The organism is Helicobacter sp. L8 (assembly GCF_003660355.1).
Taxonomy (GTDB): domain Bacteria; phylum Campylobacterota; class Campylobacteria; order Campylobacterales; family Helicobacteraceae; genus Helicobacter; species Helicobacter labacensis.
This window is the reverse complement of the sequence record NZ_QXQR01000021.1, coordinates 1-20,522: the sequence shown is the minus strand read 5'-3', so window position 1 is coordinate 20,522 and position 20,522 is coordinate 1. Positions and strand designations below refer to the sequence as shown.

General features: G+C 44.6%; 20 protein-coding genes, 1 tRNA gene, 1 rRNA gene and 1 pseudogene. 14 read left to right on the top strand and 9 right to left on the bottom strand.

Annotation, left to right across the window (positions count from 1 at the left end; translation table 11 throughout):
* Both EAO37_RS07950 and EAO37_RS07945 read right to left on the bottom strand, forming a co-directional pair.
* Positions 1 to 1,495: hypothetical protein (locus tag EAO37_RS07950; RefSeq protein WP_120953025.1), on the bottom strand; the 1,495-nt coding region annotated here is incomplete at its 3' end.
* A 290-nt stretch (positions 1,496 to 1,785) separates the two neighbouring features.
* Positions 1,786 to 2,139, bottom strand: a pseudogene (locus EAO37_RS07945) (hypothetical protein); the annotation flags it as partial.
* A gap of 305 nt (positions 2,140 to 2,444) precedes the next feature.
* On the opposite strand from EAO37_RS07945, the gene EAO37_RS07940 reads away from it, so the two are divergent.
* The 6 genes from EAO37_RS07940 (at position 2,445) to EAO37_RS07910 (ending at position 10,190) form a co-directional block, all read left to right on the top strand.
* Entirely contained in the window at positions 2,445 to 4,865 is a 2,421-nt protein-coding gene (locus EAO37_RS07940; RefSeq protein ID WP_120953022.1) for an AAA family ATPase, read from the top strand.
* 61 nt (positions 4,866 to 4,926) lie between these two features.
* Complete coding sequence (locus EAO37_RS07935; protein WP_276206416.1) at positions 4,927 to 6,330, top strand: type IV secretory system conjugative DNA transfer family protein; 1,404 nt, start codon at positions 4,927 to 4,929, stop codon at positions 6,328 to 6,330.
* Positions 6,331 to 6,637: 307 nt separating this feature from the next.
* Positions 6,638 to 6,940 carry a DUF5666 domain-containing protein gene (locus EAO37_RS07930; protein ID WP_120945217.1) on the top strand — a complete coding sequence of 101 codons (303 nt, stop codon included), beginning with the start codon at positions 6,638 to 6,640 and terminating at the stop codon, positions 6,938 to 6,940.
* Between the two features lie 128 nt (positions 6,941 to 7,068).
* On the top strand, positions 7,069 to 8,220 hold the full coding sequence (locus EAO37_RS07920; protein WP_120945215.1) for a M20 aminoacylase family protein: 1,152 nt from the start codon (positions 7,069 to 7,071) through the stop codon (positions 8,218 to 8,220).
* Between the two features lie 276 nt (positions 8,221 to 8,496).
* Positions 8,497 to 9,636, top strand: coding sequence for a tetratricopeptide repeat protein (locus EAO37_RS07915; RefSeq protein ID WP_162983001.1), 1,140 nt, complete (start codon positions 8,497 to 8,499; stop codon positions 9,634 to 9,636).
* On the top strand, positions 9,636 to 10,190 hold the full coding sequence (locus EAO37_RS07910; RefSeq protein ID WP_120945211.1) for a hypothetical protein: 555 nt from the start codon (positions 9,636 to 9,638) through the stop codon (positions 10,188 to 10,190). Before EAO37_RS07915 ends, EAO37_RS07910 begins: the two co-directional genes overlap by 1 nt.
* A gap of 18 nt (positions 10,191 to 10,208) precedes the next feature.
* Here the strand turns inward: EAO37_RS07910 and dcd are convergent, their stop codons facing one another.
* Positions 10,209 to 10,763: a dCTP deaminase gene (gene dcd, locus EAO37_RS07905; protein WP_120945209.1), complete on the bottom strand. Its 555-nt coding sequence runs from the start codon at positions 10,761 to 10,763 to the stop codon at positions 10,209 to 10,211.
* Positions 10,764 to 10,840: 77 nt separating this feature from the next.
* Between dcd and accB the strand changes: the two genes are divergently transcribed.
* From accB to EAO37_RS07890, 3 genes are read left to right on the top strand one after another with little or no spacing between them, the layout of a single operon-like run.
* The gene (gene accB, locus EAO37_RS07900) at positions 10,841 to 11,317 is read left to right on the top strand and encodes an acetyl-CoA carboxylase biotin carboxyl carrier protein (protein ID WP_120953013.1); all 477 of its coding nucleotides are present in this window, start codon (positions 10,841 to 10,843) and stop codon (positions 11,315 to 11,317) included.
* A gap of 9 nt (positions 11,318 to 11,326) precedes the next feature.
* Positions 11,327 to 12,676, top strand: coding sequence for an acetyl-CoA carboxylase biotin carboxylase subunit (locus EAO37_RS07895; protein ID WP_120953010.1), 1,350 nt, complete (start codon positions 11,327 to 11,329; stop codon positions 12,674 to 12,676).
* A 9-nt stretch (positions 12,677 to 12,685) separates the two neighbouring features.
* Positions 12,686 to 13,966 carry a glycosyltransferase family 4 protein gene (locus EAO37_RS07890; protein ID WP_120953007.1) on the top strand — a complete coding sequence of 427 codons (1,281 nt, stop codon included), beginning with the start codon at positions 12,686 to 12,688 and terminating at the stop codon, positions 13,964 to 13,966.
* 2 nt (positions 13,967 to 13,968) lie between these two features.
* Here EAO37_RS07890 and EAO37_RS07885 read toward each other — a convergent pair whose 3' ends face one another.
* A complete protein-coding gene (locus tag EAO37_RS07885; RefSeq protein ID WP_120953004.1) occupies positions 13,969 to 14,847 on the bottom strand; it encodes a glycosyltransferase family 25 protein in 879 nt (292 codons plus the stop codon).
* A gap of 79 nt (positions 14,848 to 14,926) precedes the next feature.
* On the opposite strand from EAO37_RS07885, the gene EAO37_RS09720 reads away from it, so the two are divergent.
* From EAO37_RS09720 to EAO37_RS07865, 4 genes are all read left to right on the top strand, one after another.
* Positions 14,927 to 16,201 (top strand): glycosyltransferase family 4 protein, encoded by a 1,275-nt coding sequence (locus EAO37_RS09720; protein ID WP_240451778.1) that lies wholly within the window; start codon positions 14,927 to 14,929, stop codon positions 16,199 to 16,201.
* A gap of 156 nt (positions 16,202 to 16,357) precedes the next feature.
* Positions 16,358 to 16,448, top strand: a tRNA-Ser gene (locus tag EAO37_RS07875).
* A 63-nt stretch (positions 16,449 to 16,511) separates the two neighbouring features.
* Positions 16,512 to 16,922, top strand: a complete 411-nt coding sequence (fliW, locus tag EAO37_RS07870; RefSeq protein ID WP_120953001.1) for a flagellar assembly protein FliW — start codon at positions 16,512 to 16,514, stop codon at positions 16,920 to 16,922.
* A 2-nt stretch (positions 16,923 to 16,924) separates the two neighbouring features.
* Positions 16,925 to 17,998 (top strand): UDP-N-acetylglucosamine--N-acetylmuramyl-(pentapeptide) pyrophosphoryl-undecaprenol N-acetylglucosamine transferase, encoded by a 1,074-nt coding sequence (locus tag EAO37_RS07865; protein WP_120944320.1) that lies wholly within the window; start codon positions 16,925 to 16,927, stop codon positions 17,996 to 17,998.
* On the opposite strand, the gene EAO37_RS07860 is transcribed toward EAO37_RS07865, so the two are convergent.
* On the bottom strand, positions 17,989 to 18,264 hold the full coding sequence (locus EAO37_RS07860; protein ID WP_120944349.1) for a competence protein ComB: 276 nt from the start codon (positions 18,262 to 18,264) through the stop codon (positions 17,989 to 17,991). The two genes, EAO37_RS07865 and EAO37_RS07860, sit on opposite strands and share 10 nt — an antisense overlap.
* Positions 18,264 to 18,533: a TrbC/VirB2 family protein gene (locus EAO37_RS07855; protein WP_120952998.1), complete on the bottom strand. Its 270-nt coding sequence runs from the start codon at positions 18,531 to 18,533 to the stop codon at positions 18,264 to 18,266. Before EAO37_RS07855 ends, EAO37_RS07860 begins: the two co-directional genes overlap by 1 nt.
* A 345-nt stretch (positions 18,534 to 18,878) precedes the next feature.
* Between EAO37_RS07855 and EAO37_RS07850 the strand changes: the two genes are divergently transcribed.
* Positions 18,879 to 19,382 (top strand): hypothetical protein, encoded by a 504-nt coding sequence (locus EAO37_RS07850; RefSeq protein WP_162983000.1) that lies wholly within the window; start codon positions 18,879 to 18,881, stop codon positions 19,380 to 19,382.
* Between the two features lie 229 nt (positions 19,383 to 19,611).
* Here the strand turns inward: EAO37_RS07850 and EAO37_RS07845 are convergent, their stop codons facing one another.
* The 3 genes from EAO37_RS07845 to rrf all read right to left on the bottom strand — a co-directional run.
* A complete protein-coding gene (locus EAO37_RS07845) occupies positions 19,612 to 19,857 on the bottom strand; it encodes a hypothetical protein (RefSeq protein ID WP_120952992.1) in 246 nt (81 codons plus the stop codon).
* Positions 19,858 to 20,113: 256 nt separating this feature from the next.
* Complete coding sequence (locus tag EAO37_RS09860) at positions 20,114 to 20,236, bottom strand: hypothetical protein (protein WP_276206415.1); 123 nt, start codon at positions 20,234 to 20,236, stop codon at positions 20,114 to 20,116.
* Between the two features lie 187 nt (positions 20,237 to 20,423).
* A 5S ribosomal RNA gene (rrf, locus tag EAO37_RS07840) occupies positions 20,424 to 20,522 on the bottom strand; the annotation flags it as partial.

Genomic DNA, 20,522 nt, shown 5'->3' with positions numbered 1-20,522 from the left:
GTTGCTGCGGGGTGCTTGTTTGGTGGATGATTCTTTGAGCCGCATCCACATTACCATTGATAAGCCTTTGGGCTAGCCCTAGTCCGGGCACATAGCCGCTAATCTTGCCTGCAATATTGAAAAGGTCTTTGCTATATTTGGCTACGCCCTTTATAGCCTGTGCGCCCCCTAGAAATAAAGCGTCCCCGGCAACATTGAGCGCGCCCTGTTCTAGGCTATAGTGCAACATATCCTTAAAGTGCACATCTCTATCTAAAATGTAGGAACTCAAAAGATAGTCTAACCCCCCCCCACTAGCTGCCCCTAAAGCTCCACCCACTACACCCCCAGCTAGAGCGCCATAAGGGTTTCTACTCTTTGCCCCTATCTTTGCCCCGGCTATGGCGCCCCCTAGTGATCCAGCTAGTGATCCCGCATTGGCTTTTAAATGCGTGAGAAAATTGTCTAGAAAGCCCTCGTTAATTTGGTAGGCTTGATCGTCCTTGATCGCATAGATACGCCCGTCCTTAAAGCGCGCTTGATCAAAACCCGCCGCTTCAACAATATTGCTCACCGCGCTTTTGTATGCTTGGGCTTGTTTGGGGTCTTGCCCAAAGATCATACTAAAAATACTCTGACTAGGATCAATGTTCTTTAAAAGGGTGATGTCTCTTTGGAGTGCTTTAGTTAAATACTCTGATTTTTGTTGTTCTTGGTATTCTCTTAAATCCTCAGAATCGCGCATAAACGCGCCATTAAATAAGGTGGTAAAAATATTGCGATCTTTGTAAATCTGTCCCTTTTGCGCCTCTGTTAGGTCTTTAGCGTCCTTGACTTTTAAGATACTCTGGCGTAAGGCTTGCGCCTTGTATTCGTCCTCCCCCTGTGTGGGGCTGAAATACTCAAAAGGGCGAGTTAGCATGTCGCTAATGCCCAAATCACCCATTCTTTTATTAGCTAAATAGTTTTTCACACTTTGGGGTAATTTTGCATAGGGCACATTGTTTTCTATGGCTTGGTTGGTGAGTTCATGGTAACCTATCTCTTGCTGAGTTAGCTCGGGGCTTTTAGAAAAGCCTAGAGTTAACGCGCTCTTTAATTTGTCCCCTAGCCCACTCAATCCCTCTAATTCTTGCGCGCGGGTGTTTAACTCTGCTAAAAACGCCTTGGGGTCTTTTAACTTCTGCTTGATCTGCTGGGCTTGTTGCTTAATCCCCGCTTTGAGTTGGTTAAAGTCTTGGGGTTGTGGGGGTTGTGATGGGGGTTGTGCGCTCTTTTGCGCTTGTGATGGGGGTTGTGGGGGTTGCGCGCTGAGGGGCTTAAACTCAAAATCTGTAAAGTTGCGCATGTCATAATAGGTCGCGCGCGTGGCTTCATTGTGGTTAAAGCCCTGTTGTTGGTAATATTTAAAGGTGGGTTCTAGATTGAAATTATTGGGGCGTGATCGCACAAAGTCTAAAATCTGTTCTGCGCTAAACCCATCTTGCTCTAACTTGTCAAAATCCAAACTTGCCATGCGCGCATACTAGACAAAAGCCCTACAAAAAACAAGGGTTAAAGAAATTGGGGCTTTAAGGTTCTTTGGGTTAATATGCGCGCGCAGTGGTAAATTCTTCTTTGGACGATTTGGAGTAGCGTTAAGCGGGTTTAGGAGCGCAGTGGGTGGCCTCCTAGAAAGGAGAACCTACCATGAAACTATTCGTGGCGTTATTGGTTTTAGTGGTTCTCGTCCAACCGCTATATTAAAACCTCCCTTCGCCCTTAAGGGGCGGGGGGAAACCACTAACGCCATTGTAACCAAAAAATCTAAATCCTCCATGTCCGCTTAGGGGTGTATCTACTCTTTAGAGTGGGGGGGCTAACTCTAGGGGGGGCTATGACATCGCTATGGGTTAGACAACTTGCCAAAGCGTCTATGCAGTCATCCTGCTTATAAGGGCGATCGGGATTAAAGCTGAAGAGTTCTTTTTTGATTTGGTCTTGATTGGTACACGCGTGGGAAAAGACTAAAAACCCCGTATTGTAATAGGGTCTTAGGGCTTTGATTTTATCCACCTTAGAAACTTTGCGGCTAGGGGTGTAGCAATAGACATCATCGCTCAAAGTGGCTTGGTTATTTTCCTTAGCGCGCTGGTTGTAGCGCACTAATTCAACTAATAAGGTTTTTAAACAATACCGCTATCTGTGATACCCTCCGCTCCCTTTCTGCTCCTGCTCTTAAATAGCCTGCTCAAACACTTTAGGCAACTCCTCTTTTAGGCGAACAATGCCGTTTTAAAGTGTTACTTGATTTGATTTCTAAACAAGCGAGTTTTAAACCTTTCTTCAAATATGTGGCTTGCTTCGTGCTTGGAATGAGATAAAGCAATTTATAGGATATTGAGAGCCAAGAGCAAGGCGTTGAGTTACTGCAATTTGGTAGTATAGTTTCTACAAAATCTTACTACCTCTATAAGGATGTATTGATGCTTTATCCTTACAATCCCAACGCTAAACAGCTTAAAGAATTTAGACAGAAAATTCACACACACCCGTTTGTGTTGTTTTGTGATTATGATTGCGATGGACTAATGGGGGCTAGCAGTGTAGTAACTCTTTTGAAAAAATCAGGTATAGAAAGCAGAGTTTATGTTTATAGTCCTAATCGTAATACGCATGGGTATGGTTTGAGCTTAGTAGCTTTAGATGAGATTGTCAATAACGAGTCTTGTTTGATGGCATGTGAATTTAGTTCTCCCCAAAATTCCCTAGAGTATCCTAAGATAAGCTACAAAAATATTCTACAAAAACATGGCAACTTGAAACCCTTGTTAGTGAGTATCGGCTTAGCTGTGGCAAAAGAGAGCATCTTGCAAAAATATTTTAAATTTTTTGGGAACATCATTATCACAGACAATCACACACCTACAAAGACACGGGCTTACCAGTATAATCCTGAAAAGGCGGATATCCATAGTTATAGCGGTTCTTTAGTGTCTTACCACTTTTTTAAGGAAATGCTAGAATTGGAGGATTGTGAAGATGCTTTAGAGTTAGCAAGTGTAGGGTTATTGAGTAGTTATATTCCCCTAGATGATTGTAACCGCCCTTATTACGAGAGACTGCTTAATCCTAAACACATGGCTATCAAACAACTGATCGGCACAGGCAAAAACACATGGGAAAATCTAAGTTATCAGTATGGGTTTCACTTTATTAATGTGATTAATAGTTCTGGGCGTTTGAGTGGTCTAAAGCTGGATCAAAATGAATATAACCACAGTCATTACTATGCTCTCTACTATTGTCTTAATCCCAAGTGTGAGGCTAGCCTTAGCATTCTTAATGACTACAACAGAAAGCGACTTGATTTAAACAGAAAATTACTTGCCGATCTCCGTGCTACAGAGTATGCAGACGGGTTAGTTGTAGCCGGTAATGCCACTTTACCTTTGGGCTTTCTAGGACTCTTGGCTTACCGCTTGCTTGATCGCCATAGAGCTAATGTGGCTCTTGTGTATCAAGTGACAAACGATGATTGTTTTACTATCTCTTGCCGCGCGCGTTTTTTTGACTTGCAAACTTTTTTGAGCGATCAGCAGGCTAATGGACTAGACATAGAGTTTAGAGGACATACTAGGGCATCTGACTTGCAAAGTAACCGAAAGACTTTTGAATCCCTGCTAAATGCCTTACAATGCGCTTTAACAAGAGATCCATTAAAAACAGAGGTTTTACCAAGCAAAAAAAATGTTACAATTCCCAATTTCTCCAAAACAGCTACTTTTAAAAAAGAGATCAAGACTGTTGTCAATGTAGATCCCAATGATCGTTCTGCTAAAGGGCTTAGAGTCTATTTGGATCAGTATGTGAGCGGGCAAGAAAAGGCTAAGAAAATGCTTTGCATGGTCATTGCCAACCACTATAAGCACTTTATGGGTGATGAGAATGCTATGCCCAAGACAAATACACTGTTGATAGGTCCTTCTGGTTCAGGCAAGACCTTTATGACAACGACACTTTTAAAACATTTGGGTATCCCTTATTGCATTATGGATGCTTCGCATTTTACACCAGAAGGCTACCGTGGTACAGACATTCTTAACATGTTTGCTGATCTTTATCAAAATGCTGGGCAAGAAATTGAGAAAGCCCAAAAGGGCGTGGTATTCTTAGATGAAGTAGATAAGTTGGGAATAAAAATAAACGATGATGATTCATTTAAAATGAGCGTGCAGACACAATTGCTTAAAATCATAGAGGGTCATAACATTACCTTTACCTACAATCAGCAAGAAGATGGAAAGACTAAAGAGCTAAAGATGTCTATAGATACTTCAAAAATTTTGTTTATCTTGGCAGGACATTTTGCAAATCTCTATCATAATAAGGATAATCAAGACAGTCAAGAAGAACAAGACACTATAGGGTTTATCAAGAAACCGCCCATTATTAAACCACAAGAGCCCAGTGCTCTTCAAGAAGTCAAGAGCGCTGATTTAATGCGCTGTGGATTGATTAGAGAACTTATAGGGCGTATTCCTGTGCGCATCGTGTTAGAGAATGTGGATACAAAGATGTTAGAGAGTGCCTTTGATCGGGCAATTACTGAGTATGAAAAAGAGTTTTTGAGATATGGTAGCTGTCTTGTTTTTACTCCCAAAGCTAAAAAGATGATTATCGATCAAACTATGCAAGAGGGAACAGGCATGAGAGCCATTGGGCTTGTGCTAACAGACAGATTGCTCCTAGTTATGTCTGACTTGCAAGAACAAAAGTTTGTGGGGCATCAATGTGTCATCACGAGTGACACACTTGTAACGGGCAGACCTCATTTAGTAGTTGAAGGGACGAAAATAGAAGAGATGGATTGGTATGGGGAGGAGTTGGATAGTGAGCATATTTGAATTTGCATATTTTAAATATGCAGCCAGCAAATTTTGGCTGATTAATGCTCGCAATTAATGAATACAATGGCTAGGAACAAATAAAGATGAGGGCTTTGTTATCCCTAACTGTCTTAATTACCAACACAATCTAATTGTCAACGACCCAAGTGGCAAGCATAGACGGCTTACTGCGCGCTACAGAGAGGATGTCATGGGACATGATGTTTTTGTATTCGAGCCATTTAGCAACAACACTCATCACTACAACCCGTTTCACTATATAGATTTTGACCCAAAGAATATTGATTTTTATGGACAAGTGGACACATTGGCTAGATTCTTTTTTCCCAAAGAACCGGATGTAACAGACCTTTCTCTCCACATGACTCGCTCTCTTTTCAATATTTTGCTTCATGTCTATAGAGACTTGCGCCACACGGAGGATGGAAAAGAGTTTTGTAACGAACATAAACTGAACATTCCCGATGCACCAACTTGTCACTTTGTTGGATCACTTGTTAACGGATTCGAAATACCCGGCAAATGCACCGACTTCATATCATCTATAGATCTCCTATGCAAAGAAAATATTCTTACAAAGAATACTATTGAGTATTGGCGGATGATTAAAGGCATGTATAATGTTCCCAACCTCCTAGATGCTAAAGAACGCTATATTGCTGTCTTCAAAACATTTGACGATCCAAACCTACAAAGATTTACAGAAAGTAATGACTTAGATTTCCGAAATTTACGCAAAGAAAAAATTGATGTCTTTTTTACAATTAGCCCAAATGATCAACTCAAAGCAAGTCTCATTACACGACTTTTCTTCAGCAGTCTTATCACTGAAAACTTAAATCAAGGTTCTATTCCACGACGAGTCTGTTGCATGCTAATGGATGAATTTGATAAATTGGGCTATCTAGATATTTTTGCTAGGTTTGTGGGTGGTTTAGGCAATGAAGGAGCAAGTCCCACTATGGCAAGCTATGACATGCGCATGGTGATGATTTACTCAAATGGTGCTCAACTTGAGAAAGACCAACCTTTGGGTTATGGTAAAGATAAAGCTAAATGTCTTAGAAACAATTGTGTCCGTAAGCTTCGTTACAAAAAAAGTTCTGAATTTACAAGCAATATTGAAGAACTTAACAAGGTTTTAGGATCATTAATCACCAAAAAAATCATTGAAGATTTTGAAGACATAGAAAAAAATGATGATTTTATTTTTCTTACCAATGAATGCCCCCCTATCAAAGCACACAAAGCATTCTACTACAAAGATACCTACTTCACGGATCGCCTTTGGGAGATTAGCCCGTATCTTCAAAGTAGGTATAAAAAAGGGGAATTGCCAAACCGAGAAGATATCGAATATGCATCGCAGGAGGGCGAGTTAGACTGCAAACTTAAAAGACATGCAAAACGACAAATTTTAGGGCCAAAATCGGACCTTCAATCGTTAAATTTAATCACATAATTAACGGGTGTTAGTCAAGCTAGGACCACGGGATCATCTTTTTATTCAGGGGGGGTTTTGGGGGCTAAAAGAGGGGAACAAAAAGTGGGCAATAGGGGCTCAACTTCTGCAATAATGCCCATACTCAATAGTTCAGGGATGGCGTTTTTCTCTCCTTAAAACATTAAATTTTTTGAGTCTTAACCGGTTGTAAATTTGTTTGCTATTGTATCCACCCTTGGGACTTGGACAATATTCTTAATCAGGGGGCTTTTAGTTTGGAAGACTTATACTTCCAATTCTAATATTGATTTGAGAAAGGCAAGTGATGAAAAAATTATTGGTAGGGCTTTGTGTGGCTGGTTTGGGGGTCATGTGCGCCTCTGATTTCAAAGGCATTATTGAAAATATCAATGACGCTAAAAAGACCATTACGATCAATGGCATGGTGATTGGTGTGATGCCTTACACTAAAATCGAACAAGATGCTTGTGGTATGGGTTGGGACAGTGCTAAGAAATTTGTCGATCTCAAAAAGGGAGATTTTGTTAAGGTAGATTTGATGCAAGGCAATAAAATGCCTATGGCTGAAGAGATTGAAATCAAGTGTATGGAACACCGCGCTTACTAGCAGAAATTGGAGAGGTGTGAAGGGAGTCAAAATTGCCACCACCTCCTCTACCATTAGCCAAAATGTGCAAAAGATCGCGCAAAATATCCTAGATGAAGCCAATAGCAAGAAGTTTTAAAAGGAAAGTCATGCCCTTGATCCCAGAAGTTGTCGCGATGCAAGAGGAGTTTAAGGCGATTCGCCAGCAAATCCACCAACACCCTGAATTAGGCTTTGAAGAGGTGCAAACTTCTAAGCTAATAGCAGACAAGTTAAAAGAATTTGGCTACCAAGTGCATGGGCATGTGGGTAAAACCGGTGTGGTGGGGGTGCTCAAAAAAGGCGATTCTACTAAGAAAATTGGCTTGAGAGCGGACATGGACGCTTTGCCCATGCCCGAAGAAAATGATCTCCCCTACAAGAGTCAAACCCCCAATCGTATGCACGCCTGCGGGCATGATGGGCATAGCGCGTCTTTGTTATTAGCCGCCAGGTATTTAGCCACCCAAGAGTTTAATGGGACGCTACATCTGTACTTCCAGCCTGCTGAAGAGGGCTTGGGGGGCGCACAAGCCATGCTAGCAGAGGGTTTGTTAGAACGCTTTGATAGCGATATGATCTTTGGATGGCATAACATGCCCTTTGGTGGGGATAAAACAATCTATCTTAAAAGTGGGGCGATCATGGCGAGTGCGGATTGTTACACCCTAGAGATCAAGGGGCGTGGGGGGCATGGGAGCGCGCCTGAAAAGTGTAAAGACCCTATTTTAGCTGCTTCTTTGTTGGTGGTAGCCTTGCAAGGCATTGTTTCTAGGGATATTGACCCCCAACACAGCGCGGTGGTGAGTGTGGGGGCGTTTAATGCCGGGAGTGCTTTTAATATCATCCCTGATCGCGCCATTTTAAAACTGAGCGTGCGCGCTTTGGATACTCAAAGCCAAGAGATCACGGCTAGACGCATTGAGCAAATTGCTAAGGGGATCGCTCTAGCCCAAGGGGTGGAGATTGAGATTAACAAGCAAGCTGCTGCCCCTGTTACAATGAATGACCCCAAGGCGAGCGCGTTCGCTCAAGAAGTGGCTCAAGAAATCTTTGGAAAAGAGGCTTGTTGTTTTGAACACCCGGCAGCAATGGGGAGTGAGGATTTTGGCTACTTTGCCCAGTTGCGCCCCTGCGCTTATGCCTTCTTAGAAAATGAGAACACCCATTATCTACACACCACCGGCTATGTTTTCAATGACGCGCTTTTAGCCCGCGCAGCGAGCTATTACGCCCGCTTGGTGCTGGAGTATTTGGGCTAAAGCACTCACCATTTTGAGGACCTTTGTGGGGGGGGGGGGGGTGCGGGCGTGATCTTGGGTTTAAAAAAAGCGCGTGGAGCTTGTCAAAACCCCTACTTTGCGCTTGTAAAAAAAGACAAATGTGCTAGTTGGGCTATGCCATGCATTGAGATCGCAAGACTAGCTTGAATCTAGTCAAGCCTTTAGTGAATCGCGCCCCAATGACATCCCCACAGATAATCCCTAAGCTAGTTTAGTTTGCAGATCAATTACAATGGGATGAAAAAAGGGGACAACATGACAAATCTAGCTAAAAACGCGTTTAAGGTGGCACTTGTTAGTATGTTTAGCTTAGCAAACATGCAAGCCATCACGCCTAAGAACTTTAAAGCCACGAATTTAGAAGATTCTGAGGCTTACTTTGATATGGGCTTTATGTATTACAAAGGGCAAGGCGTTGACAAGGATTATAAAAAGGCAATAGAATACTACAAAAAAGCGGCTAGTATGGGGAATGCCAATGCCTTTTACAACTTAGGGCTGATGTATTTTCATGGGGAAGTTAGTGTCCATGGAGGCATTGATGCACAAGGAGTGCCCCAAGATTACCACAAAGCCCTAGAATACTTCCAAAGGGCGGCTAGTTTGGGGATTCCAGTTGCCTATAATAATTTGGGGGTGATGTATGAGCAAGGCAAGGGGGTAGCACAAAATTATAAAGAAGCCCTAGAATACTACAAAAAGGCGGCTGATATGGGGTATGTGCAAGCCTATAGCAATTTGGGGGCTATGTATTATATGGGTAGGGGAGTGGCTAAGGACCATGCTAAAGCCCTAGAGTATTACCAAAAGGCGGCTAGCTTAGGGGTAGCTACGGCTTATGTAAATCTTGGGGTGGCTTATGAGCAAGGCAAAGGGGTAGCACAAAATTACCAAAAAGCCAGGGAACACTATCAAAAAGCAGCTAGCATGGGGGTTGTTGAGGCTTATGGGTATTTGGGAGATGTGTATCACAAGGGTTTAGGAGTGCCCAAAGATGATAAAAAAGCCTTTGAATACTATAAAAAGGCAGCTAGCACAGGGAGCGCGATCGGTCTTAATGATTTGGGAGTGGCTTATGAAGAGGGTTGGGGGGTAGCTAAAGATTATTCTAAGGCTTTTGAGTATTACCAAAAAGCAGCTAGCATGGGAAATGCTAATGCCTATGTTGGTTTGGGGGATTTATACCGCAAAGGGCGCGGAGTGCCTAAGGACTACAAAAAAGCCCTAGAATACTACCACAAGGCAGCTAGCATGGGAAACCCCCCCGCTCATTACAACTTGGCGATGATGTATAAAAATGCCCTAGGAGTGCGCAAAGACTCCAAAAAAGCCCAACAACACTTTAAAAAAGCCTGCGATCTGGGCTATAAAAAAGCCTGCGCTAGGGGCAAGTGATGGGGGCTTTGCTTGTAGGTGCAAGAATTGGGGCGGTGGCTATATTGTTTGGGGCATGCGCGCATCCACCCTCAAAACTAGCCAGCCCTGTTAGCTTTGATATTGCCTATCAGGGGAGCGCAGTCAAGACTTATTGGCGCAGACTAGGGGATAAAAATTCTAAAATGCTGGTGTTGGGGAGCAATAATTGGTTTTTTTTGCTCTGGCGCGACACTTTTTCACAAGCCCGACCCGCCACGCGCATGCTAGAACCGGGCACCTACTACCTAAGCTCCTTTGAAGTGCAGGTGGGCGATCGCTTGCTAAAAAGCCAAACCACCCTACCTAGATGGCGTGGAGGGTGGGATTACCAACATAACCGCCCGCTATTTTTAGCTTTCCAAGTCAAACCCCACACCCCTCTAACACTTCCTCCCATTGAGTTAGCCATCACGCACACCCCAAGAGATAAAAAACGCAAAATCAAAGAGAGTTACAAAGTGCGCTTTCTTTTTTATGATAAGCAGGGAGTTTTAATTAAAGGTCCCCTTATTACGCCCCCAAGTCCTCAATAAAAGCATGCCCTAAGCGTGCTACCCCATTCTAGGCAGGGTGATCCCGCTTTGGTGCTGGTATTTGCCCTGCTTGTCTTTATAAGAGCGCGCGCAGATGTTATCCGCCTGCAAGAAGATCACCTGGGCAATGCCCTCATTGGCATAAACTTTAGCGGGTAGGGGAGTGGTGTTGGAGATCTCAATGGTGATATGCCCCTCAAATTCGGGTTCAAAGGGGGTAACATTGACGATGATCCCACAGCGCGCGTAAGTGCTTTTACCCAAACAAATAGCCAGCGCATCTTTGGGCATTTTGATGTGTTCAACGCTATGGGCTAGCGCAAAGGCATTAGGGGGGATGAGCACAAACTCACTGGTGCGCACCTTTTGTACCAAGCGCGCATCGAAGTTTTTAGGGTCTACTACCCCTTCTGTTTGGAATAGCCAAAACTCCTCTGCTACGCGGATGTCATAACCATAACTGCTCAACCCATAGCTGATGATGCCCCTAGACACCTGTTGCTCACAAAAGGGGGTGATCATCTGGTGTTGCAAACTCATGCGCGCGATCCAAGTGTCCTCTTTCAAACCCATGTGCGTCCTTACTTAGTGCGAAATCATGTTATTATACTACAGCTGGTTTCAGCCATTCCAATCTAAAGACGATGCCTATGAATATTAGCGATATCCAGTCCCTCATGTCCTGTTTCGATCAAAGCGGTATGCATTACATGAAACTTAAGATTGAAAACCTCGAACTCATTTTAGACAAGGGGAGTAAGAAAGCCCCCATCACCCTAGAACCCCCCTTGCAAATCCCCCCCACTCCCCCGCTCCAATCCCCCACCGCTAGCGCGTGCGCGTTGAGCCCGACTACAGGGACAGCCCAAGTGTGCGATAACACCAAACAAGATTACATCCTCTCTCCCATGGTGGGCACTTTTTATCGTTGCCCGGCCCCGGGGGCTAGCCCCTATGTCAACCCCGGGGACACCATTAAAAAAGGGCAGACTATTGGCATCGTGGAGGCGATGAAAATCATGAACGAAATCGAAGCGGAATGCGATTGTAGAATCCTCTCCATAGAAGTAGAAGATGCCAGCGCGGTGGAGTATGGCACCCAGCTAGTCAGAATTGAAAAACTCTAAGAGGTCCCCATGCCAGAGACAAGACATTTACAGCGCATTTTGATCGCCAATCGGGGCGAAATCGCCCTTAGGGCGATTCAAACCATCGAATTATTAGGCAAACAATCTATTGCGATCTACTCTAGCGCGGACAAGGACGCGCACTATCTTAACACCGCCAGCGCGAAGGTGTGCATTGGGGGGGAAAAATCCTCTCAAAGTTATTTGAACATCCCAGCCATCATTAGCGCAGCCGAACTCTTTGAGGCGGACGCGATTTTCCCGGGATATGGTTTTTTGAGCGAAAACCAAAATTTTGTAGAGATTTGTAGCCACCATGGTTTAGAGTTCATTGGACCTAGCGCGCGGGTGATGGCTCTGATGAGCGACAAATCCAAGGCAAAGGCGGTGATGAAAGAGGCTGGCGTGCCTGTGATTGAGGGGAGTGAGGGGATTTTGCGCGGTTATGAAGAGGCCTTGAGCGTGGCTGAACGCATTGGTTTTCCCATCATCATCAAAGCGGCTAATGGGGGCGGGGGACGGGGCATGCGCGTGGTGCACGATCCTAGTTTGCTTAAAAATCTCTACTTGGCTGCAGAAACAGAAGCCCTAAGCGCCTTTGGCGATGGGAGTGTCTATATTGAAAAATTCATCCAAAACCCCAAGCACATTGAGGTGCAGGTTTTTGCGGACAAACATGGCAATGTGGTGCATGTGGGCGAGAGGGATTGTTCCACCCAACGCCGCCAACAAAAACTCATTGAAGAAACCCCTGCGCTGGCTTTAAGCCAAAGCGCGCGCGCGCGCTTGCTAGAGATGGCGATCAAGGCGGCTAAACACATCGGGTATGTGGGCGCGGGGACTTTTGAGTTTTTGCTAGATAACAATGGAGAAGACTTCTATTTTATGGAGATGAATACCCGTTTGCAGGTGGAACACACCATTAGCGAGATGGTGAGTGGGTTGAATTTCATTGAGTGGATGATCCGCATTGCCCAAGGGGAGGCTTTGCCACCCCAAGAGCAAATTACCTGTCAGGGGCATTCCATTGAGTGCCGTATCACGGCTGAAGACCCTAAGAATTTTTACCCCAGCGCGGGCAAGATCACCTCTTGGATCGCCCCGGGGGGCTTGGGTGTGCGCCTTGACACCCATGCCTACGCGGGCTATGTTGTCCCCCCCTTTTACGATTCGATGATTGGTAAACTCATCGTGCACGCCCCCACGCGCGATCAAGCCATCACCAAAATGAAGCGCGCCCTAAGAGAGTTTAGCATAGAGGGGATCAAGACAACCATCCCTTTCCACTTGGCGATGCTGGACAACCCGGATTTCAGGCAGAATAAAATCCACACCAAGTATTTAGAACAGCAGAGCTAAGAGAAGTTAATGAAGATTCTTTTTTGCACGGAGCAATACTACCCCCTACAAACCGGCACCGCCACAGCAGATTATGGACTGACTTTGGCTTTGGCGCAAGCGGGCTACCAAGTCTATGTGATCACTAGCAACATGTTTAACCACCAAAAAATCCATAGAGAAGGTGCCAAACACACGGTTAGTAGCGGGAGTTTAGAGCGCCAAGCCACACAGATCGCACCCAATCTCTTTGTGTTAGATTTTCATATCACCCAGGGTAATGGGGGCTGGCAGGGGGAGTTGCAAGCCTATGTAGATTTTGCGCTCTGTTTTGAGTGCGATCTATTGGTCAATGTGTCTTTATTAACTTGGAACACGGATTTGCTGCATGACAAACTCCCCAAGACTAGAGCTAGAAGAAAGATTCTAAGAACCCATGGGGAATACGCTTTCATGAGTGTTTGTTTTGGCGCAAAACGCCTTATTAAGGACGCGCTGAAATTTGTCTTGGTGCGCTTGGGTTTGTGGCGATCTTATGCCTATGCAATCTACCCCTGGTGGTTGCGCCAAGCGCTCACTAGATCTCTTAAACATTATGACACAGTGTTTTTTTTACATGAGGGTAGCCATGGGTATGCTTATCTCAAGCCCTATTGTTCTAAAGTGGGAATCTTACCCAATGGAGTCTTTGAAAAGGACATTTGCGCGCCCAAGATACTAACAAAAAGTCTAGTGGACGCTACAACAACACCACAACCCATAACAAGCGCACCTGATTGCTTGATCAACGCGCCCTATTTGCTCAATATTTCTAATTATTACCAAGAGAAAGGGCAGGACTTCGTGTTGCGGGCTTATTACTTGAGTCTAACAACCATCCCCTTAATTTTTATAGGCTCTTTAAACAGGGATAGCACCCTAGAGGCTTTGCGAGATTTAAAGACGCAACTGGACAAAGAACATGGCTTTAAAGAGGTGCATTTTCTCCACGGCATAGAAAGACAACAGGTGCTAGAATTTTCCAAACAAGCCACGCTATTTCTGCATGGTAGCCATGCTCCTTACGAAGCTTTTCCCATGGTGATTTTAGAGAGCATGCAATTTGGCACGCCCTTTATCTGCACAGATGTGGGCAATGTCAAGGATTTATGCGCGCGCCTAGTGGTTGACACGCCCGAAGAAATGGCTCAGCAGATCAACACTCTGCTAGGCGATCCTAGCTATTACACCCAAATTGCCCAAGAATTGCACGAAAAAGTCAAACCACTCGCTTACGAGAAAATCATTGCCAAGTTAGAGGCACTGGTTTAGTGTTAGGGATCACGATATACTTGTAAAAAGTGGTGGTAAAAGCGTTGCGCGCGTCTTTTCAAGCGCAACAAGTGCCACCATCTGGTTAGGTTTCTAAGGCGTGTAGCGCGGTAGGTCTTCTGTCTAGCGTCTGTATTATCGGATGTGAAAATCGTGGAGCTGGAGTGGTGTTTGCTAAAACGCACACTCAAAGGGATATAAGTCAAATGCGCGATGGAGTGGCGGTGCACTTGGTTTAAAAATTGATCCACAGGCTCTATAAAACGGGCACTAAAACTCACAAAAGCCTTAGCCGCTCTGGGGGTGAGATAGTAGGCGACCGTGCTATCCACTTCATAGCTTGCAAGTAAAAAATGTCCTCTTAGCAAGGTTTCTGTTTTGGGATTGGTAGGCACACAAGCAGATCCATCTAAATTGGCGATAGCGCACACGCTAGGATCAGCTTTCCAAAAATTCCCATACAGGCGCACAAAATCAAAGGGAGAGTTCAGACAATCTAGCAAGCTCTCATAAAAATTAGCTTGCAATTCAAAATCGTCTTCTAGAATCACAAGTGGTTTATTAAGCGCGATACACTTAAGCCAAAGTAAGTAATGGCTAGCATAGCACCCCAATTCTTCAGCAAATAGTTCTCGACCATATAAACCCTTGTACCAATCACTGCTTTTAAGCCATTTGGAAGAATAGGAGTTTTCAATTAAACCAGCATAACCCAAATCTGTCTTGAAATAGTGGCTATACTTATCAATAGCGTCAAAGAGGTGAAAATTAAAACTCAAAGAGTAGTGATGCGCGGGCGGGTTATCTACCACAGCTTGGCAAGTGGCGCGTCTAGAGCTTTTGCTTAAAGACACAATGAAAATATCTAAGGATTCTAACATGCGCACCTTTCTACAAGATTTAGTATAACAAAGCCTAACTAAAGTGGATAGGATGTTATAATGATGCCAAAGGAGTGGCGTGAAAATTCTCTTCACCACAGAGCAATACTACCCCCTACAAACGGGGGTTAGTTTAGCCGACCATGGTTTGAGTGTCGCTTTAGCGCAAGCTGGGCATGAGGTCTTGGTGATCACGGGGGCTCGTTTCAACAACCAAAAAATCCACAGGGAAGGGAATCTTAAGCGCATTTCTAGCGGTGGAATTAACAAAGACGCGCGAGAAATTAGTCCTAATTTATGTGTCGTGGAATTTGATATCTATTGGGACTGGCAACAAGGGCGCGTGTTAGGCGAGATCGAGGAGTATAAAAAATTTTGCCTCTCTTTTATGTGTGACTTGCTCATCAGCTCTGGTATTGTGGGCAAATGGAATTGCGATCTGTTCTACGATCTGCTTGCTTTGTGTCAGGCTAAAAAGAAAATTTTAAAGAGCCATGGCGAGTTAGAATTGGTGCGCTTTTGCCCCCCCATTAAAACACGCTTGAAGCATGCCTTGAAATTTCTCATTTCCGGTTTTAAGTTTAGACCCTCCATGTATATCCCCACATTGCGCCGCCAACTTAAAAGCCACCTCAGACATTACGATCGAGTGTGTTTCTTGCACAAGCGTAGCGATGGGTATAATTATCTCAAACCCTATTGCCATGCGGATATCTTACCCAATGGGGTGTTTGCTAAAGATATTACCTCCCCCAAGACAATCCAAGCATCCTTGTTAGGCGCGTTTGTGCCTAGCACAACACAAAAGACCCTTGAAACTCTCATGGGCGATCCCTATTTGCTCAATGTTTCTAATTATTACAAAGAAAAGGGGCAGGATTTTGTGTTGCGGGCTTATTATTTGAGTCTAGCAACCATCCCCTTAATTTTTATAGGCTCTTTAAATAGCGATAATACTTTAGAGGACTTGCAAGATTTAAAGGCACAGCTAGATAGAGAACTTGGTTTTAAAGAAGTCCATTTTTTCTACCAAATAAAAAGAGAGATGGTCTTAACCCTCTTTAAACAAGCCACGCTATTTTTACACGCCAGCCAGCAAGAATGTTTCCCCATGGTGATTTTAGAGAGCATGCAATTTGGCACTCCCTTTATCTGCACAGATGTGGGCAATGTCAAAGATTTATGTGCACCCCTAGTGGTTGACACGCCCGAAGAAATGGCTCAGCAAATCAACACCCTGCTAGGCAACCCCCACCAATACGCCAGCTTTTCTCAAACCATGCATGCTGTCATTCAAGAATACACTTACGAAAAGATTGTAAAGAGTATAGAAGAGATGATAGAACAGAGCTAATGGGTGGCATGCTAACTCCTCAAGCGCGTTAATCCACACCACAACGCTTTTGCACAGGGAGAGATTGGAGGGGGATTTCAGGGCTTAAAGATGTTTGGGCTAGGGCTTAAGAGTGTTGTTAACTTTGAGAGATTATAATGCCCTTTCGTGTCTAAAGGACAGGTGGGTGAGTTGGCTGAAACCACATCCCTGCTAAGGATGCGTAGCTGTAAGGTTACCGAGGGTTCGAATCCCTCCCTGTCCGCCACCCCCCTTTAAATTTTTGGAACAGCTTTTGCTGATACTTGGCATATTTTGCTAAAGGAAGCGCATGCATTACCAACTCAAGTCTCCCATCCTAGGCTTTGAAAATATTATGGAGGTCGAGCTCACTAAGATAGACGATCTCTTCAGCAAGGTTAGTAGCCTAGATGGCAAGATCAGCCTTATCTTAGCCAATCCCTATAAGCTTAGAGAATACAGCTTTAGTATCCCTAAGTATATTGAATTGCTCTTAGAATTGGACGCTAGCTCAGAAGTGGAGGTCTATTGTGTGGTGGTGGTGCAAAAGAATTTAGAGGATTCGATGGTGAATTTTCTAGCTCCTCTCATCTTTAACCCGCGCAATGCTTATGCCGCCCAAATTCCCCTATCCATCATGGATTACCCGGATTTTGGTTTTAGAGAAACCATTAAATCCTTTGTACCACCTGTGCAAGCCAGTGTGCGTGCTAGCTACTAGCCGTGTTTGCTATCAGTGGTGGGGGAACAGGGGGACATTTGTGTGTCGCCAAAGCCTTAGCCCAAGAATTGCTCAATCGAGGTGAATCTCTAATTTATGTGGGTAGCACGGCCGGGCAGGATCGCGCGTGGTTTGAAACAAGCCCCTTATTTGTAGAGCGTTATTTTTTAGAAACCAGTGGGGTGGTTAATAAGAGTTTTATGAGGAAAATCCCAGCCCTTTGGGCGCAACTCAAAGGGGCAAAAAAGGCGATGGGCTTACTTAAAACCCACCGCGTGCGCGCGCTCATCAGTGTGGGGGGCTTTAGTGCTGGACCGGGGAGTTTGGCGAGCATTTTATCGCACACCCCCTTATTTATCCACGAGCAAAATGCCATCCAAGGCGCGCTCAACAAATACACAACCCCCTATGCCAAGCGCGTTTTTGGCAGTTTCACCCCCCCCAAACCCAATCCCAAATTCAGCCAAACCCCCTACCCCGTGCAAGAAATCTTTTTTGAAAAGGCGCGTATCCGCCACAAGATTGAAACAATTTTATTTTTAGGCGGATCGCAGGGGGCGAGCGCGCTCAATGATTTCGCGCTTTTATGTGTGAGAGATCTCCTCCAAAGGGGCTTGAGAGTAATCCACCAATGCGGGGCGCATCATTTCGATCGCATCGCCACTTTATACAAGGGTTTGGGTATCTTAGAGAGTGTAGATCTCTTTGCTTTTGAGACGAATTTGGTAGAAAAAATGCACCAAGCAGACATTTGCGTGAGTCGGGCAGGGGCTAGCAGTGTGTGGGAACTTTGTGCTAATAATTTGCCAACCCTCTTTGTGCCCTACCCGCACGCAGCCACAAACCACCAATATTTTAACGCGTTAGAATTCGAACAAGCAGGCTTGGCTAGGATTGTCCCCCAACGCGCCTTGCGCCCCCCCCAACTCTTTGACTTCATAGAGTGGTTGCAGACCCCCCAAACACAAGGACCCTTGATTTCTCAAGTGAGTTGGGGTTTGAGAAATAAAATCTCTAGCAATGGAGCGCGCGTGATTGTAGACCAGATCCTAGCTGATCTTTCCCCTCAAGCGTAAAACGCATCACTGGAGGTTTTGAGTTTAGAACGCGCGATTAAAATATCCGCGATGTCTTCATCAAAAAATTCCAACACACTAAAGAGTAACAAAAACCCCCCATACAACAATAAGGCATAGAGAATACCCAACCAGGGCAATAGCACAAAGGGAATGAAGATAGCTAAAATCCAAGACTTAGCGTTCAACCATAAAAACTTGTCTTTCATGGAAATCTCTTTGAGATTAGGCACAGAGATCACCAATACCGGATAAGCTAAGCCCATCAAAACAACCCCATAAACCACGAAGCTAGAGCGGGGGCTTTAAAAAAGAGCATGATCCCCAACACCACGCCTAAAATGGTGAAGAAAATCTCACGCCAACGATCTAAATTGCGCCACACATAAAAGGCTATACCAATAAAAATTAGCATCAAAATCCCCTTAGCCGTGTTGCTCTTTAATTGCGCCTCAATCGCGCTAAAAAAATCCTCCGTTCCCTGTGCGCATAACACCCCACCTCCTAAAACCCAAAGTAGCCAAAAACGCCTCATTTCTCACCTCGCATTCGTTGTTACATGGTGGCACATGCACGCCCACATTAGGATAAAGGTCAATACACAAACCCCAGCCCTGCATTGTATCCTAATCCCCTAATAACGCCCTTTTATTTTCTATTAAATCGCCATGTCTAACTTTAGCTAGCCTCACTGAGGAGAGGGCAATTCCTAATTTCTTTAACTCTCTTTTAATCCACAATCTTAAGGGGGTAATGGGAATCCCTACGCTTAATAATAGAGAATTACCTCAAAAAAAGGCGGGGAAGTTTTACAGGCGACTTACCCGAACTTCCAACAATCGCTAGGTCCGCAAACACATCGCATTCGTTTACTACAGCGTTGCGCAGCGGGGTAAATCTTAAAAATCCTAGCACAGTTCCGCTTAATTGGCAAATCCTCAAAGAGGGCAGGACAGAAGGCTTAAATAAGACACGGATACTAAAAGCCCTTTTTAGGGCAAGAGAGTTTAGAAATAGCGCACCTAGTGTGTATGAAGTGCGCCGCCAAGAGATAAGCCGTTTTGCAGGGTTATTGCAACTAGACTACCAAGCCCAAGCCAGCGCGCTTTTTAGTAAAGCCAAAGAGCAAGAAGCAGACTTTAAACAACTCTTAGAGGGGTTAGCCCAGCCTAGTAGCCAGTTAGAGGCTAGCAATGTCTTAAAGAGTGTGGGGAGTATTGAGGAGAAACTAGGCTACTATGGCGGAGATAGCACAAGAGTGGATGACTTGTTAAGAGGGGCGATTGTTACAGATATTGAGAGCATTGGCACGGAATCTAAGAACATCTTAAAGAACTTGCGTAGCAATTTGTTTATACAAGACATCAACCCTAGATTTATCTAAACGCAACAGGGCTACAAGGGCGCGCATATCAATTTTACTTACAATGGCGTGCCTTCTGAAGTGCAGTTACACACGCCCAAGAGTTGGGCAACCAAGAAAAAGCAAGACCCCCTCTGTAAGGCTAAACATAGACTCCAGCTAAAGGGTGTGCATTGATGATAATTTTTTTCATGGAAACCACTTATTTAGAAGGGCAGGTAGCGCAAGACTAGATTCCTTGAGATAAAGCCTACCGATACAACCACAAAAAGTGTTCTGGATACTCCCGCCAACGCCTAGAAGTTACCTTGTTGATTACGAGCATGATCAAGATCATAGGAACGAGCTGACAAAAAACTAATACTACCGCATTGGGCATCCCCCAAAAAGTAGCAAATGCCCAATACACGGGCACTACTCCAAAGAGAATAGCAATGGCAAGGGCAATCGAATCATCAAAGCGGGTTTTAAATACTTCCCTCTCTTGCCAAAACAAGCCTCTCCTAAAAGTTCTCCACACCACAGCGCAAACCACAACCATAAGGAGTTTTCTGGCAGTGCTATATCGCCCCTACTAATGGATATTGCCGGCAAAAACACGCTCATGCGCGCAAAATACCGCCCCCTGTCGCGCATGGTCCATCTTCTAGCCCACCGAGCCCACCAAGATTTAGGCTTTTGCATGCTAGCTCCTTAGGGAATAGGGCGATCAAACCCACTAAAATCCCAACTCCAAGCAGGCTCTGGTCCGGTTACAGGTCTGGGCTCTGGGCGTTGGCTTTTTGGGGGGAAAAATGATCTTTAAGCAAAGCAGACACGCCCAACACCGCTACCACAGACACTGCCAACACCAGCTGTTTTACAATCTTGCGCATCTTAGCACCCTGTAAAGATTTGTGCCACTAAGATAGCATGTGAATAGTTTAAATCATGTTAAAATGGGAGGTAATAATAAGGCTTAAGCAAGGAATATATAAAAATGAGAATTATAAGCGACACCAAGTCTCAAGGAAGCAAAGCATATACAGAAGTATTAAAAAACTAAAAAACACTTTAAAAAATCCCCCGCATCACCCTACTTTCCCACCCTTGCAAAGGGCAGTATCATCGGCGTTAGAGAGCTTGACTTCCAGGTTCGGGATGGGGCTGGGTATTTCCTCT

Bases quoted from the DNA above. Each gene is read 5' to 3' on its own strand.
- EAO37_RS07940 (WP_120953022.1), top strand. From the start codon at position 2,445: ATGCTTTATCCTTACAATCCCAACGCTAAACAGCTTAAAGAATTTAGA.
- EAO37_RS07930 (WP_120945217.1), top strand. From the start codon at position 6,638: ATGAAAAAATTATTGGTAGGGCTTTGTGTGGCTGGTTTGGGGGTCATG.
- EAO37_RS07920 (WP_120945215.1), top strand. From the start codon at position 7,069: ATGCCCTTGATCCCAGAAGTTGTCGCGATGCAAGAGGAGTTTAAGGCG.
- EAO37_RS07915 (WP_162983001.1), top strand. From the start codon at position 8,497: ATGACAAATCTAGCTAAAAACGCGTTTAAGGTGGCACTTGTTAGTATG.
- EAO37_RS07910 (WP_120945211.1), top strand. From the start codon at position 9,636: ATGGGGGCTTTGCTTGTAGGTGCAAGAATTGGGGCGGTGGCTATATTG.
- dcd (WP_120945209.1), bottom strand. From the start codon at position 10,763: ATGGGTTTGAAAGAGGACACTTGGATCGCGCGCATGAGTTTGCAACAC.
- accB (WP_120953013.1), top strand. From the start codon at position 10,841: ATGAATATTAGCGATATCCAGTCCCTCATGTCCTGTTTCGATCAAAGC.
- EAO37_RS07895 (WP_120953010.1), top strand. From the start codon at position 11,327: ATGCCAGAGACAAGACATTTACAGCGCATTTTGATCGCCAATCGGGGC.
- EAO37_RS07890 (WP_120953007.1), top strand. From the start codon at position 12,686: ATGAAGATTCTTTTTTGCACGGAGCAATACTACCCCCTACAAACCGGC.
- EAO37_RS07885 (WP_120953004.1), bottom strand. From the start codon at position 14,847: ATGTTAGAATCCTTAGATATTTTCATTGTGTCTTTAAGCAAAAGCTCT.
- fliW (WP_120953001.1), top strand. From the start codon at position 16,512: ATGCATTACCAACTCAAGTCTCCCATCCTAGGCTTTGAAAATATTATG.
- EAO37_RS07860 (WP_120944349.1), bottom strand. From the start codon at position 18,264: ATGGGCTTAGCTTATCCGGTATTGGTGATCTCTGTGCCTAATCTCAAA.
- EAO37_RS07855 (WP_120952998.1), bottom strand. From the start codon at position 18,533: ATGAGGCGTTTTTGGCTACTTTGGGTTTTAGGAGGTGGGGTGTTATGC.
- EAO37_RS09860 (WP_276206415.1), bottom strand. From the start codon at position 20,236: ATGCGCAAGATTGTAAAACAGCTGGTGTTGGCAGTGTCTGTGGTAGCG.